Below are 14,753 nucleotides of genomic sequence, written 5' to 3'. Positions count from 1 at the left end.
AACCATATTAGTTAACGTTAATTCGATCAGAACATCCTCATTATGAAAAGACGAGATTTTATCCAAGCCGTAAAATGCGGTACCATCAGCTCCTATCTTTTTAGCAACCCGCTATTTACCTATGCTTCACGCCTTGCTGAGCAAACGTTTGCTCAAAAAGAAAAGGAATTGGCGTATCATACCATTACAGCCGTTAAGTTCGGCAGCGTCGAATTGAAATGGCCACGTAAGGTCGGTAAAAATGCCCGCCTGGATGATCATGGTTTTGGAGAAACATCAGATATTTGCGTTATTCAAACCGATCATGGCGCAAGCGGATGGGGCATGGTAAGAGGAAAAAAAGAGGCAGAGCAAATATTATCAAGACTATCCGGGAAGAAAGTCAGCGATGTTTTCAACACACAAATAGGCATCACCGATATGGACTATCTTCCGTATGACATTGCCTTACATGATCTCGCAGGCGTTATCCTGCAAAAACCGGTTTACGCAGTCATGGGAGCAGAACAACCTACGATTACCGACTGCTATAGTGGCATGCTTTATTTTGATGATCTCGATCCCAAAGACAATCCTGCCGGTATCAATAAAGTGGTGGAGGAATGTCAACAGGACTACGATCTGGGCTATCGTCAATTTAAACTGAAGATTGGTCGTGGAAACAAATGGATGCCAAAACAAGAAGGTGTCCAACGCGATATTGAAATCACCAAAGCGGTGGCCAAACAGTTTCCGGATTGTGCCATACTCGTGGATGGCAATGACGGCTTTACTGTGGAAGAGTTCATTCAATACCTAGAGGGTATTGGCGACATTCCGTTGTTCTGGATCGAAGAGCCCTTTCTTGAAACCGCGGAAGACTACCGTAAACTACGGGCATGGCTGCATGCCAACAATATAAAAAACACCCTACTTGCAGACGGGGAACATAATCCAGACGACAAACTATTACGCGAGCTGGAAGAACAAAAGCTCATTGATGTACACCTCACCGACATCCTAGGTTATGGCTTTACGCCCTGGCGCCAACTCATGCCCGAATTAAAACAAATGGGCATATTGGCCTCACCACATGCATGGGGTACATTATTGAAAACCCATTATACCGCGCATCTAACAGGCGCTCTAGGTAATACGCCAACTATTGAAGGTGTAACCTGTTCATCGGATGATGTGGATTTGAGCAATTATCGCTTAGAAAACGGTAAACTTATTCCATCTACTTCACCCGGTTTTGGAATGCCTTTGTTAAAAAAGATATAAGTGCATTCGCGAGCAAACAAATTCATGGGCACTTTTCATTGAAAGTGCCCATTAGTTTTTATTATCTTAGCACACTCATATCAAATCAGGTGATCGGTCGTGCATAATATCTACCCTACTCTATTGGCTTTGCACTCTTCAGCTCGCTGGTTCGTGCTCATAAGCCTGCTCTTTGCCATCATCCGTGCTTACCACGGTTGGTTATCTAGAAAGCCTTTCTCAACTTTTGATAATGGTGTGAGACACTGGATAGCTACCATCGTACACATACAATTGCTGTTTGGCTTGGGGCTGTACGTTATCAGTCCGCTGGTTAATTACTTCCTGCATCATTTCAAAGAAGCTGTCCATCTTCGTGAAATCCGATTCTTCGGAATGGAACACAGTCTGATGATGCTAATAGCAGTGGTGGTCATTACAATCGGCTCGGCAAAAGCTAAGCGAAAACCAACAGCGGTGGAAAAATATAAAACTATGGCCATTTGGTTTACTGTCGGACTTTTCATCATCCTGACCTCCATCCCCTGGTCATTCTCACCGCTGACCAGCAGACCGTCTTTCAGGCCGTTTTAACACGGTAATCAATACGTCATAAAATTAAGACTGTATCATAATCTTATGACGTATCAAACTCGAAGCAAAAGACGTCATTTATTCAATTCGTCTCTGTGTTTTATTGGCTTCCATTTAGCTTTTATCAAAAAACAGCTATGCTAATGTAATACGGCAATAAGTAAACAGTAGAAATAGATTTGGTGCAATTTAAAACATTTACATCCTTTAACTTGTTAGGGGCATGTACGAATATACCATATTATGTTAGAAAATATACAGGACCTTCCAGCACATGTTTTCGGCGTGAAAGCTACAAAGGAAGTTACCGGAGAGGATTTAAAAAATGTTCTAATTCCTGGTTTAGAGGAGTTAACATACCGCTATGGCGAAATCTATTATTTACTCGTATTATATACTCCAGTAAAAAACTTTACGGCCACCGCATGGTTTCAGGATATGTTAGCAGGTATCAAGCATTTTTCCCAATGGAAAAAAATGGCAATCGTCACTGACGAAAAAGGTGTCCGCAGGTTTACTGACGCTTTCAGCAAAGTAGCACCGGGTGAAGCCAAAGGGTTTAGCCATAGCGAGGTTACCAACGCTATTACATGGCTATCGGAAAAAAGCGAACAAACGAAAAACAAGAAGAAATTTCCCTTAAAAACAGTTATCTTGGCTGCTTTTGGCATTTTATTGGCGACAAGCCTGTTCAAAAAAAATAAAAGTTGAACACCTACATACAATCAGTATCAGGTCTATGATCGATAGTATTCTGCTTACAGAATCTGCTATTTTTCTCTTTATTTTCTAAAAACATTTTGTATACCAATGAACAACCTTCCAAGTCAATTAAATCGGTCGATCGTTAACTTTTAACTTAGCCACTTCTTTATTATTGACAGATACGCGATTGCTTTCATTTGAATTCACTATAGAAGCTTCTTAGAGTTGCCAATGTGAATTTCAACAAAAAGGCCAAATGTTATGAACAAAACGCTTCACAAAGCAGCTATGTCATTCTTTCTTGTACATACAAACAGATACAGCTAAAAAAACAACCGTATTTGTAGCATGCTGCTCCAACGATCTTTTCCGGGAAGCATAAACGGATGGCCGGTATCCTCTTCAAATGCTCTCCGCTGGGCATAATCCGCCGATAGGCCGACCGACCAGGTAAATTGACCATTTTCTGTTGTAAAAAAATATGTTGCGTTAAGCCCAACTTTCCACGATGCGACCTGACTATAATAGTAGTCGTAATAGAGAATATGTCTGGTAAAAACCGTTTCGTTAAGGGCATTGAACTGTAGAGAGGCATCTAGCGGCAAGCGATAATCCAAACTACCAAGCAGCTGCAACTGTCCCTTACCTATTCCATATAGGCTCCTTCCGAATCCCAGTTGGGCATCTATCTGAGCGAACTGATTACCTACGCCTGTATTCCCGTCATGCCTTTCGGTATGCACATGCTTAACACCTGCACTATACAGCCACTGTTCGTAACGCATGTTCAATTCGGTTGCGTAGACCGTTCGCCGATAAACATAGTTATTTACTGCAAATTCCGGATGCTCATCCCATCCCTCTACCGCATCGGCCGCAAATAGCCATATAAAGTGCCTGTTAGATGCCCATTGTCGATGCCAAAACAACGAGGCTCTCCATTGATCCTTTAGGTAAGTGTTCAGCAAATTAAATAAGTTGGATGATTGGGTATACTGCTTGAAGTCCTGCTGCTCCCGTAGCCATTCCAGATCTGCCTTCCAGGTAGAACCGGGAGTAGGTTGATATCTCAGGTGAAAACCTGCTCCAAAGCGACGCATATCGTCATTGTAGTGAATTTCCGACAGCTTTTCATAAGCATTGCCATAGCCGTTCATCAACCAATTGACGTATAGCGAATCAGCCGTGTTCTCCGTATATTTTTCGTTCTTATACGAAACCTGCACGCGTTCACGACCGTAGCCATACTTACTATCTATATGGTATTCCCAGGCTCCTCGCCGAAAACCCAGACCAGCCAAAAGGTTCAGCTGAAAATCATTTATAGCACCACGCGGATCATTATTCGAGAAGTGCTCTCCAACCCGGTAATCGATACCCAGGGTTAATGGTAAGTTATTTTTTTTCAGATCCTTCTGTAAAACGGCTTTCAGTTGGTATACTGACCGCTCGTAACGGTTATAACGCAGCGAACCAAAATATACTGGAGCGCTTTCATTGATACGTGTTTGGTGACGGAGACGGGTGCTGTCTTCAAAAGCATGCATGTAAGAGAAGCGTCCATACAGGTGCACGCCTTTCCATGTGGTTTTTCCTTCTGTGTCCAAGCGATAGGTTTGTGTTTTTGTGCTGCCCTGTGCCCGGATCCATTCTCCCTTTTCTACTGCCGCACCGGCCTCCAGACGATTGAAATTGTTCTTCCAATCAGCTGTCCAAATCGGATATTGCCGTATATAGCTTCGTTCCATACCATATACCGTATCAATGGCATAGGATAGCCTCGAAAGACTATCCTGTTTAACCGATGCATGTAGTTGAGCCGTGAACCGCCAAACACTGCCTAAAACCATAGCGATCAACAACACTTTCATTCGCCACATATGTCAATCTTATTCGTCCGCAAAAGCTCCCGGATTGGCCTTGATCACCACAAAATCTTCCGAGGAGTTATTGGTATCCTGTAAAATACGCCTGCCACCTTCGTTCAACTGTGTCCTTCGGATTACCGACTGCGAAGAGTAAGAGCCCTCGGTCACAAAAGTAAAACCGGCATCCTGTTCCGGATGCAGTTTCTTTGGAATCCGATCATCAGCAAGATTAGGTTGCACTTCGACCGCATCCATCACCGCCGCTACCGGCAACTGGATATAGCTATTGGATTCATTAGTAGGCGGCACGAGGGTTGGCGCAGGATAAGCCGGCAAGTTTTCCACATCTGCTTGCTCGTTCCCCCAGAAAATAAGGTAGCTGTCTCTTCCCGGATTATCCAAAATCCAATCACGACCGTCATATTTTATCGCTTCCATATTGGGTACCTCCGGATTGTCAATATCAGAGGGCAGCGGATTGATTCCCGGTATATCTCCATAATACACTTCGAAATCGGCCCTACTTAAGTCGACCGTCAGATCCGGATCATTCACCGATATCTCTCTACCGTTGTTGTCGGTAAAAGGCACCTTATGATTCAATGCATTCTGGGCAATCACGATGCTCTCTCCCGGTTGCACTGGATGGTCCGCACCGGAGCCCGGCACCTTGAAGAGATCACGTAAATACACATAATCCTCATTCGCGTTGATATTATTAGGCATTCCCTCCGATTGGCTCCAATCCAACTGCCCGTTAGCTTGATAGTGCTGATCTTCCCGATTTATGGTCTGCCGTCCCCAGGCACGGGCAATATACAAACCATCCGCATAAAGTACTTCACCGGTATTATTATGGATCTCCACGAATTGATCACGGAACATTGCACCGTCCCGATTATCCGAACCGGCATAGTAGACCTGCTTGATCACAAATTGACCGGCCGTGCCGGTTACCAGCTCCATAGCAAGCACCTCTGAATAACCTGCAGGGACAGACAGATTCGTCGCCGAAGCATTCAAGGTGACATCAGCTCCTACCTCCACTCCCGTAAGGTCAAAATAGGCATCCTCGCTAAGCGTAATGACAGCACGTACGTCATATTCACCTGCCGCGATACCCTCGAAAACCAGTTCGCCCGAAGCACTTGGCGACTGTACCGTCTCCGTATGCGTACGAAGATTAATCAGCGTGACCTGTACTTCTTCCCAAGGGAAAGTGCCTTCCCCTTCTGTTTGGAGTGCATGACTCAATGAAATATTCAAATCGACCGGCACAACATCGGGATTATCCCTTTTACAGGCCGTAAATAAAGCAAGGGTGCATAATAGCAATAAAAACTTTTTCATATCGTAATTTATTAAGTTGAACATAAGCTATAGTTTATAGGTGATCATTGCCCCGAAATTCGGAGCACTGTTGGGCATACGTACAGAATCCCTCACTTCATAATAAGAACGGGGCTGATAATCCAGAAAATTATACACATTGAAGGATAGCCGAAGCCTTTCACCAATCTCCTTGGCCATACTGAAATGAAAGTTGGCAACGAACAAATTCGTTTCATTAGCCGCTCGTATGCGCTGCTCCCTTCTGTCGTAAAGCATTTGATGGATGGGGTTAGCCGGATCAAAGGGATCAACCACATGTTCTGTATAGTCGCGTGTTATATAAGCCGTTGGTACTGCATTTTCCCAAAGCAACTTACTGTAGTTCATCAACTGAAAGTCGGCCGTAAATTCAAACACCAGCTTCAATCTCGGCAGGTGCGTGGCAGTCCCCACACGGGCATTGCTACTGTAGCTGATCTGGCGGTCAGGATTGAAATAGCCTCGGATGACATCCTCTGGATCGGTCCCCGTAGTGCCTAACCGCTCCTCTACACGCGCATTGGAAGAACTTGCTGAACGGTAAATCCCGCCGCTGGCATGCAGCGAGGTAGCTAAGGGCGCATATTTCGGACTATTGTACAGCAGCTCTATGCCATTATCCTGGGAGCGCAACAAGTTCGCCATCAACTTGCGCTCGATTTCGTAGACGCGTAATCCCGTCTGAATCACCTCCGGTTTTTCCCCGGGCACCGGTATAGCTTGGTAGTTGGGTAATGCAGGGTACTCATACTGTTCATAAGAGTCAATACCATGGCTATTGGTTCGATGGAAGAGGTTGAGGGCGATATTATGGCCCTGCTTATTCCAACGTGCCGTCAATTCCAAGGTTTGACTCCTACTGGGTTTCAGTTGTTCACTGGGCGGATCGAAGCGGTCGACATAGATACGTGAAGTGCTTTCCGCTTCCCTTCCGTTATAGGCATTCAGTAAAACGATCTCCGAAAATATCGGCCCCGGATAACGGTGGGCCAGGCCCGGCGCTTTAAAAGCCAGACCATAGGCAAGGCCCAACTGCAGCGATTCACTCAAGCGGTAATTAATGTTCGTCCGGGGTGAAAAAGAGGCAAAGCCGTTCTGCACATCTCCCCGTACACCCGCATTTACCGATAGCGGCCGCCCCGAGATGGATACCTGAAAGCGATCTTCCGCATAAAAGCCATAATCCCATATCGGCACAATCAAACTATAATCGTAATAGCGGTCGGAAAAGTTACCACCCAGGTAGGCCACCGGAAGCGAAGGATCTGCCAGGCGCCCTCTTCCCCTATTGATCGAATAATCGGCCGTCATGCCCAGGTTCAGGGTATGCCGAACATCACCCGTATGCCATAGGCCATAAGTTTCCAGGCGTCCCGTGATATTCATCGGTCGGCCATCGATATGATCCTCTGCCCGATAAATGCCGGGTCCGTAGGTCCCTTCCACAACACCCGTCTCCAAAGCCTGCGTGTACAGCACAAAAGCCCCATTATAAAAATAGTCGCGATACGATTCCTGGTGACTGGTACTATAGCCCAGGTTTAGTCCTACCCGCTTAAAAAAGCCAGCGCTGGGTTGGTAGGACCAGCGACTGCTCATATTGAGGTTCCAATTATCGTATTTAACCCGGGGAGACTGCGGATCATCCGGATCTTTTTTCACCCCATCGATAATTTTACTATAGGTTGCCGAAAAAGTATGTTTCCATTTTTCGCCTCCGCCCCAGCGTTGTGTCCAGATCAGGGAGCCATTAACACGATTGTACTGTTTGATTTTGTCCCGATTATCGGCATAAGAATTGGTATACCCCAAATCGAAATTAAGGTCGCCCAGTTTTTCCGGCAATGGCGCACTAGCGGAAAAGCCATAGGACGTGGCGTCGCCGCGCAACTGCATACGAAAAAAAGCAGGCGCTTTGCCTGCCTGGCGCTCTACGATGATGGCTCCACTGTTCAGATCACCGTAACGGACAGACGGCACACCGGTGATGACCTCAATACGTTCAATATTTTCCGTCGGAATCTGCCGGAGATCAATCCCACCAAAGGTACTTTCTCCACTATAGTGCCTTGTTGTCGAAAGATCTCCATAATTCGAAGGCGGTATGGATAAATTTGCGCTATTCAAACCCCGAATGCCGGCATTGCGACTTTGCATGTTGGCATTGTTGCTCATGACGATATCATCGACGATCAGCGATACCCCAAAAGCGTTGTTCAGTTCCTGTACATTTCTTGATCCAGCTGTTGGCTGCCGAAAAGCCGCCCTTAAGGTTGCCTGCTGCATATCCTGTAAGGAAGGTGCTGCAATACGTCGGTTCGGTAAGAAATTCAAGAGATCATTCAAACTGAGGGAAGGGTAACGCTCCAACATTTCCCGATCGATGATGAGCGAAGAATTGGTAGAGCCGCCGTCCGTCTTCGCCTTGATTTCAATTTGGTCCAGGGCCAGCGACAGGTCACTCAATATCACAGTGGGTAGGTCTGTCGACTGGCCGGCAGGTAAGAAGCGTTTTTCTTCCGTTTTCTTGCCTATGTAAGAGAAGACCAAAGTACAGGTATCACGGCCCAACAGTTCTCGTTTAAAAACGAAGCTACCCCTGTTATCGGTAAAGGTGTTTAAAGATCCCTCTCGCCAACGAACCGAAACATTTGCTAAAGGTTTACCTTGGTCATCCAGCACCCTCCCCTGCAGCTGCTCTTGCCCCCAGACGAAACCTCTTGTATATCCCACAAAAAAAGCCAAAAACAGTAAGCTCTTTCCAACAAAACCCATTAGTTATTTAGAATTGATTCAAATAAATGGCCAAATGTAAGAAACCCCGTCATATAAGTCAAATTATTTATAATAATTCTAAACAATACTGTAGATTTGCCGCCATGAGACGATCGTATGCCCTTTATCTTATCAGCGTTCTTCTTGTCGGATATATCTTTTTGGATGCTTTCCGTTTTCCTGAGCTTCAGCCGAAGCAGGTTCCCATGGATAGTCTTCGTCAGTTATATGAACGGCCTATCACCGCATGGCCCCAACCTACGGTCGATTCCGGTATTTACTGGAAAGAGTTTAGTGCACTACCTTCTGCTGACTCCTCCTACTTCCGTCTGATGGAACAAGCAGATGTTGTTTTAGGTAAAAACCTGTTTTTTGACCCTATTTTATCGGGCTCCAACCAAATTTCCTGTAGCAGTTGTCATGATCCGCAAACCTCTTGGGCAGACAATTTATCGGTGCCTGTGGGACATGATCATCAGTCTGGGAGGCGGAATACCCTTTCACTGCTGAATGTCGATCAACGGAAAAGTTTCTTCTGGGATGGGCGTGCAGGTTCACTGGAAGAACAGGCCAAAAGTCCAATCGAGGCTCATAATGAGATGGCCATGGATGTCAAGGCCCTGCCACGGAAGCTCCATAAAATAACTGCCTATCGGAAACTTTTCCATCAAGCCTATGGTACCGATAGCATCACTTTCGACTATATTGCACAGGCGCTGGCCGCTTTCCAGCGCACCCTGAAAAGTCGGCAAAGCCGATTTGATCGCTTTCTCAATGGCGAATACAAACGGCTATCTGATCAGGAGCTTTATGGCATGCATCTGTTCCGCACGAAAGCACGTTGCATGAACTGCCATTATGGGCAATACCTGACAGACGAAGAATTCCACAATATCGGCCTCACCTATTATAAACGTAAATATGAAGATCTTGGTCGTTATCACGTAACCGGAAAGGCCGAAGACGTTGGCAAATTCCGCACCCCTTCGCTACGTGATGTGATGAAAACCAACCCTTGGATGCATAATGGCCTTTTTGACAACATGATCGGTGTGCTAAACATATATAACAGTGGAATGCAGATGAACACGGCCACTGATGAACAAAAGGCAGCAGATCCTTTACATCCGGTTACCGACCCCCTATTACAAGAACTCCATCTCAGCAAAGAAGAAATTCAGGCACTGGCCGCATTCCTGGAATCGGTAACCGCCAGCCAGTACAAAATGCACAGGCCAGAAACGTTACCTCGTTAAACGTACAGCTGCTTTGCATCATATGCTCCTGACAGGAAAATCAACGTATATACAAGAAAATAGATGATCATACAAAACTTTCCTAAGTTGGGAGCTATTTCCATTATTAGATTCTCTGTTTTGTGTTACAACTCATGCCAAGTGTTAGGCATCTAATGCCTTTTATAGAGGTAACATCAACTAATTTCGTATTTTAAATAATGAATAAAGCAAAATAACCTTAAAGAAGCTATTCATATCTTTATTTTTTAATCAATAACGTAAATATTTTTTATTATTTTTAACCAAAAAGCAGCACAAAACAAAGCATTAAAAATAAATACACTATTTATTAGGCAATAAGGAAGCCAAACAACAATAATATCAACAGATTTTGTTCTTATTAACAGCATATTGATCAATTCAGCAGTTTTAAAACGTTATTTCCCAGACGGAACGTGTGTCGAACTAACAAAAGACACACTTGTGTGTCACATACACAAAAAAGTCGAGTATATCCATTGGCTCTTAGCAGGCAGTGTACGCTTTTATGTTGCGCTAAATGAAGGAGATCCTGAAATCGAAGTATGTCAATTTACCGGTCAAGCGCTACCTATCGGATGGAATGGACTCAACCCACCCGGAAGACATACGAAAAATGTACTTGTCGCTTCTGAACGAGCAACTTTCTTCCGGGTAGAATTGCACGCCTACCACACTTTTCTTCATACACTCACCGATGTAAACCTCCATATACATGTTTGCAAAAAGCAGTTTTTGCTCCTTAAAAAAGCTGTATTAAATCAGCAAAGCATCCTTCCTCCAGATAGTGCAATAAAAACGCAAGATCATGATCACCATTACGATTCTGTTGCTCAGCAACCCCAAGCGATCATGGGGCTTTTAAAGAGATCCCCTTTTTTCGAGTTTTTTGAAGATACAGAACTGATGCTTATCGCAAAGCAAGCTGTCCGCAGGGAATACCGTCCTGACGACGTTGTTTTTCAACAGGATACTTTTTCGGATGGACTTTATATTTTAATCGAGGGCAACATCCGGATGGAGCGTATTGAACACACGCAACGATTAAGTCAGTGGCCCATTTCCGACCAGGGCTTTATTTTCGGTTGGCCTTGTATGATCGCAGAGAAAGAAATCTGTACGGCATATGTCGTTCGCAGGACATCTACGTACTTCATCGAAAATACGCGCCTTAACTCGCTCCTGAAGTCAGATAATAGTTTTGCCCTGCGTTTTTATACCCGCTTAAATTGGTTAGTAGATAACCACATTAACGCTGCGTTTATCCGTTTTTTAAGTTTACACTTCAATGCTAATCAGCTCACCATCCAATACCTTATTGAGAGCTATCAAACACAGATCAAAGCATCCTCTGAGCTTCATCAAATACCGCATTTGCTCAAGCACCGCACAACGAAATACTTAGCTTTCGAAATTTTACATCAGTTAATAGAAGTGGGTACTTCACGTGAACGTCGAATAGCATCCATCTGTCTTGATTTGCTGCGAGCAGAAAAACAGGAGATGCTTTTCTTAAGGCACTTACAGGAGGTGTATGAGGTAGTCACTGATACTAATCGGGAACCAGACGCTGCAGAAACACGAAAAGCCTGTTCAGCTGCTGTGCGCAGGCTTTGTACCTTCTTTGACTATCAAATGGAAGGTTGGCATCACCTACCCGATAAACCTGGTCATATTTTTATTTACAACCATTTACTTAATCACCCTGATTACACCCTCAACAACAATTTTCAGATCACTTTGGAATCTCATTTCATCAGTGCGATGATTCTTGATGTTAAATATGGCGATCCCGGTATACGCACCGTACGGATTGGCCGATCAAGAGAGTTTGCCCATCAAGATTATTATGAAAAATTAGGTTATATCAATGTATTCACCAAAGAGTCAGATAGTACGGACACCAATAAACGCGATGCTGCGCGCAATCATTTTTTCGATACCGCTAAGGCTTTTTTGCTTGATGGCTACAACATCATCATCAGTCCGGAGGGAACCTCTTATCGTACCGAAGACGATATCCCGGGTGAGTTCAAGCCCGGTGCCTTTCGATTAGCCTTAGAAACTGATCCCGAACCCATGATAGTACCCATCGTCATGCTTTATTTCGACAAACGAATTCATGAAGCAAAAAGATATTGTGAGATTTTAAAGCCTTTCAAAATAAGTGAGCACCCATTGTTCGATCAGAAGTTAGGCATAACAGATTTTGTAAACAAATACCGCTCAGCTTTTAAGCAAGAGCTGGAGCAAGCTAAGCGTAAACTGTAAGCAATTGATTGATGAACTACATTTTCTTAATTGATGTATAACATAAACTAAATAATATGCAGGAAAATCTAATACAAGAACAATGGGATGAGGAAATCTCTTTAATAAAAAAGCGCACCGCCAAGCTAAAGCATAGCAACGATCTAGTGGCATTTTATGGAAGCTCTTCCTTCCGGCTATGGGCGAACATGAAAGATGATCTTTGCCCACTACATACGCTGAATATGGGTTTTGGCGGATCTACCTATAAGGATTGCTTATATTATTTCGACACGGTATTTGCTGGAGTGTATCCGAAAAATATTGTTTTATACGGTGGCGACAATGATATTGCAAATGGCGAAACCCCTACCGCTATCCTGAACTCATTTAAAGCGTTAGTGAACAAAATCCAAGGGAAATACCCAAACCAAGCATTGGCCGTTATTAGCATCAAACCAAGTCTATCGAGGCTCCATTTACTTCCTGATATTATACGAACCAATAACATGCTGCAGCAGTCTATTAACAGGATAGGCGGTAGCTATATTGATGTGTTTTCACTAATGCTAAATAATAAAAAACAACCTAGAAAAGAGCTGTTTTTGGAAGACGATCTTCATATGAATGCACAAGGATACCGAATTTGGGCCGAAACACTTTTGGATTATTTTAAAGGTATATAGACCTACAAAGCTACTTCTGCACGTTGAAACGAACAATTCTCCAGTATATCGTACACGGCTTCCTGATTAATAAATATCCAGCTGGCTGACCACAGGTTTCACTGTTCTTTTATGTTCATCTACCAACCTTACTAGTTCATCTACGGTGTCTGAGTGTTTATCTGCCACATCATAGTTTTCAGCTATGTCTTCGTTCAAATTAAAAAGCTGAGGCTTCTCCAGCTTCTCTAAAGCTTCAGGATAGCCCAATTCGCTATTACTATACAAATTGAGCTTATAGGCACCTTTTCGAACAGCTACCAGTTTTGAACCGTGGTAATAAAACATTTCCTCTCTCGGGCTTTTTTCACTTTTACCAATTAATACATCGCTCAAATCAAAGCCATCATATACGCGATCTGTTGGTAATTTAGCATCTGCCAAGCTCGCTATCGTACTAAGAATATCCAGAGTACTTCCAATTTCAGTTACCTGGCGATGTTTGACCCTGCCTGGCGCCCAAAAAACAGCAGGAACACGTACACCGCCCTCGTAACTATTTCCTTTTGCGCCGTATAACGGACCGGAAGATCCTCCGAGCTCTCTAAATAATTTCCACGGGCCATTGTCCGTTATGAAAACCACATAAGTATCCTGATCAAGCCCTGTATCCTTTAAGGTTTTTAAAATTTCGCCAACACTCCAATCTATTTCTTCAATGACATCTCCGTAGAGTCCACGAGCACTTTTACCTTCAAACTTTTTATTCGCAAATAGAGGCACATGTGGCATCGAGTGAGCTAAATACAGAAAGAAAGGTTGCTGCTGATGCGAACGTATGTATTGAACGGCCTCCTCGGTATAACGTTCTGTGAGCGTGTTTTGAATGGCAGGACGTTCAATAATCTCCTCATTTCGCATTAAGGGCACCTGAAAGTATTCGTTTTTAGGTTCCGTTATTGCTTTTACGTAGGGCACGGAGTCTACCCTATCCATATCATTGCTGTAAGGAATACCGAAATAATAGTCGAAGCCGTGTTTAGTCGGCAAAAATTCTGGCTGACTTCCCAAATGCCATTTGCCGATAATGGCTGTTTGATATTGCTGTTGTTTCAACAGACTGGCGATCGTAATCTCGGTTTCCGGCAATCCGCCTTTTGAGTGCGGGAATAATACACGTGCGCTATCACCTTGCATACCACTACGGATGGGTAAACGCCCTGTCAGCAAACCTGCCCTCGAAGGTGTACACACGTTAGCCGCCACATAAAAATTTGTCCATTTCTGGCCTTCGTTGGCCATTTGATCAATATTTGGAGTTTTAATTGTCGGACTGCCATAAGTACCTAAATCTCCATAGCCCTGGTCGTCTGTGAAAACGACAATAAAATTAGGTTTTCTTTTTATATTGTGCTGTTGTGCACGAGCCAAGCAAAAGGTAAAGCTAACAGCGCTTACCAGGAAAAGTAATCTTCGGAATAGTTTATTCATTCTTTATATTTTATTTAATTTTTTTGAAAAAGAGCAACCTAGCCTTCGCTTCAATCACTTTCATGTTGAAAAGGAAAAACAGCATTTTCTCTATGAGCTGCTTTCATAAAGGCTTGTATCTTCTCGATGGTATCGGGATAATTAGTTGCCACATTATCCTCCTCCTCTGAGTCCTGTGATAAATCATACATTAAAAGGAAAAGCGACCGTAGTATTACCCTCAGCAGAGGCAGACATGGGATAAAATTAAGGTATAAAATCACAAGAAAAGACGAAAAAAATATACGTATCATAGGAACAAAATATACCTCGCTTGATCCTGCATATGCCTCAGCGCTGTTCTAAAATACCATCCTTAACGGGTATTTTTCTAAAATCAAAAACAAACAAACAGTTCATATAAAATTCATAAGTATTTGAATAAAAATATTTTAACAATAAAATAATCAAATTACACACACAGAAACACCTGCAAATTAAAAAAAAGACTATAAAATATATAGATTTAATTTGGT

Annotated in this window: 11 protein-coding genes; 6 read left to right on the top strand and 5 right to left on the bottom strand. The window is 43.6% G+C overall.

Features of this window, described 5'->3' with window-relative positions:
• The first annotated feature begins 42 nt into the window (after window positions 1-42).
• From H8S90_RS15615 to H8S90_RS15605, 3 genes are all read left to right on the top strand, one after another.
• Window positions 43-1,263 carry an enolase C-terminal domain-like protein gene (locus H8S90_RS15615; RefSeq protein WP_187338784.1) on the top strand — a complete coding sequence of 407 codons (1,221 nt, stop codon included), beginning with the start codon at window positions 43-45 and terminating at the stop codon, window positions 1,261-1,263.
• 237 nt (window positions 1,264-1,500) lie between these two features.
• Window positions 1,501-1,836 carry a hypothetical protein gene (locus H8S90_RS15610; RefSeq protein ID WP_255501623.1) on the top strand — a complete coding sequence of 112 codons (336 nt, stop codon included), beginning with the start codon at window positions 1,501-1,503 and terminating at the stop codon, window positions 1,834-1,836.
• 243 nt (window positions 1,837-2,079) lie between these two features.
• A complete protein-coding gene (locus H8S90_RS15605; protein WP_187338783.1) occupies window positions 2,080-2,547 on the top strand; it encodes an STAS/SEC14 domain-containing protein in 468 nt (155 codons plus the stop codon).
• Between the two features lie 317 nt (window positions 2,548-2,864).
• Here the strand turns inward: H8S90_RS15605 and H8S90_RS15600 are convergent, their stop codons facing one another.
• The 3 genes from H8S90_RS15600 to H8S90_RS15590 are packed head-to-tail and all read right to left on the bottom strand — an operon-like array spanning window position 2,865 to window position 8,555.
• On the bottom strand, window positions 2,865-4,421 hold the full coding sequence (locus H8S90_RS15600) for a DUF6850 family outer membrane beta-barrel protein (RefSeq protein WP_187338782.1): 1,557 nt from the start codon (window positions 4,419-4,421) through the stop codon (window positions 2,865-2,867).
• Window positions 4,422-4,430: 9 nt separating this feature from the next.
• Complete coding sequence (locus tag H8S90_RS15595; protein ID WP_187338781.1) at window positions 4,431-5,759, bottom strand: DUF4876 domain-containing protein; 1,329 nt, start codon at window positions 5,757-5,759, stop codon at window positions 4,431-4,433.
• A gap of 27 nt (window positions 5,760-5,786) precedes the next feature.
• A complete protein-coding gene (locus H8S90_RS15590; protein WP_187338780.1) occupies window positions 5,787-8,555 on the bottom strand; it encodes a TonB-dependent receptor in 2,769 nt (922 codons plus the stop codon).
• 104 nt (window positions 8,556-8,659) lie between these two features.
• On the opposite strand from H8S90_RS15590, the gene H8S90_RS15585 reads away from it, so the two are divergent.
• The 3 genes from H8S90_RS15585 to H8S90_RS15575 all read left to right on the top strand — a co-directional run bounded on the left by H8S90_RS15585 (window position 8,660) and on the right by H8S90_RS15575 (window position 12,768).
• Window positions 8,660-9,811 carry a cytochrome-c peroxidase gene (locus H8S90_RS15585; protein ID WP_187338779.1) on the top strand — a complete coding sequence of 384 codons (1,152 nt, stop codon included), beginning with the start codon at window positions 8,660-8,662 and terminating at the stop codon, window positions 9,809-9,811.
• 465 nt (window positions 9,812-10,276) lie between these two features.
• The gene (locus H8S90_RS15580) at window positions 10,277-12,103 is read left to right on the top strand and encodes a cyclic nucleotide-binding domain-containing protein (protein WP_187338778.1); all 1,827 of its coding nucleotides are present in this window, start codon (window positions 10,277-10,279) and stop codon (window positions 12,101-12,103) included.
• Between the two features lie 56 nt (window positions 12,104-12,159).
• A complete protein-coding gene (locus H8S90_RS15575) occupies window positions 12,160-12,768 on the top strand; it encodes an SGNH/GDSL hydrolase family protein (RefSeq protein ID WP_187338777.1) in 609 nt (202 codons plus the stop codon).
• A gap of 66 nt (window positions 12,769-12,834) precedes the next feature.
• On the opposite strand, the gene H8S90_RS15570 is transcribed toward H8S90_RS15575, so the two are convergent.
• Both H8S90_RS15570 and H8S90_RS15565 read right to left on the bottom strand, forming a co-directional pair.
• Window positions 12,835-14,238, bottom strand: a complete 1,404-nt coding sequence (locus tag H8S90_RS15570; RefSeq protein ID WP_187338776.1) for a sulfatase — start codon at window positions 14,236-14,238, stop codon at window positions 12,835-12,837.
• Between the two features lie 50 nt (window positions 14,239-14,288).
• Window positions 14,289-14,531, bottom strand: coding sequence for a hypothetical protein (locus H8S90_RS15565; RefSeq protein ID WP_187338775.1), 243 nt, complete (start codon window positions 14,529-14,531; stop codon window positions 14,289-14,291).
• Between the last annotated feature and the right edge of the window lie 222 nt (window positions 14,532-14,753).

It is taken from the genome of Olivibacter sp. SDN3, assembly GCF_014334135.1.
Taxonomy (GTDB): Bacteria; Bacteroidota; Bacteroidia; order Sphingobacteriales; family Sphingobacteriaceae; genus Olivibacter.
The sequence above is the reverse complement of the archived record's forward strand: the minus strand, read 5'-3'. Positions and strand labels throughout refer to the sequence as shown.

What these genes read in the sequence shown, in the direction of transcription:
- H8S90_RS15615 (WP_187338784.1), top strand. Translation starts at nt 43, where the DNA reads ATGAAAAGACGAGATTTTATCCAAGCCGTAAAATGCGGTACCATCAGC.
- H8S90_RS15605 (WP_187338783.1), top strand. Translation starts at nt 2,080, where the DNA reads ATGTTAGAAAATATACAGGACCTTCCAGCACATGTTTTCGGCGTGAAA.
- H8S90_RS15600 (WP_187338782.1), bottom strand. Translation starts at nt 4,421, where the DNA reads ATGTGGCGAATGAAAGTGTTGTTGATCGCTATGGTTTTAGGCAGTGTT.
- H8S90_RS15595 (WP_187338781.1), bottom strand. Translation starts at nt 5,759, where the DNA reads ATGAAAAAGTTTTTATTGCTATTATGCACCCTTGCTTTATTTACGGCC.
- H8S90_RS15590 (WP_187338780.1), bottom strand. Translation starts at nt 8,555, where the DNA reads ATGGGTTTTGTTGGAAAGAGCTTACTGTTTTTGGCTTTTTTTGTGGGA.
- H8S90_RS15585 (WP_187338779.1), top strand. Translation starts at nt 8,660, where the DNA reads ATGAGACGATCGTATGCCCTTTATCTTATCAGCGTTCTTCTTGTCGGA.
- H8S90_RS15575 (WP_187338777.1), top strand. Translation starts at nt 12,160, where the DNA reads ATGCAGGAAAATCTAATACAAGAACAATGGGATGAGGAAATCTCTTTA.
- H8S90_RS15570 (WP_187338776.1), bottom strand. Translation starts at nt 14,238, where the DNA reads ATGAATAAACTATTCCGAAGATTACTTTTCCTGGTAAGCGCTGTTAGC.
- H8S90_RS15565 (WP_187338775.1), bottom strand. Translation starts at nt 14,531, where the DNA reads ATGATACGTATATTTTTTTCGTCTTTTCTTGTGATTTTATACCTTAAT.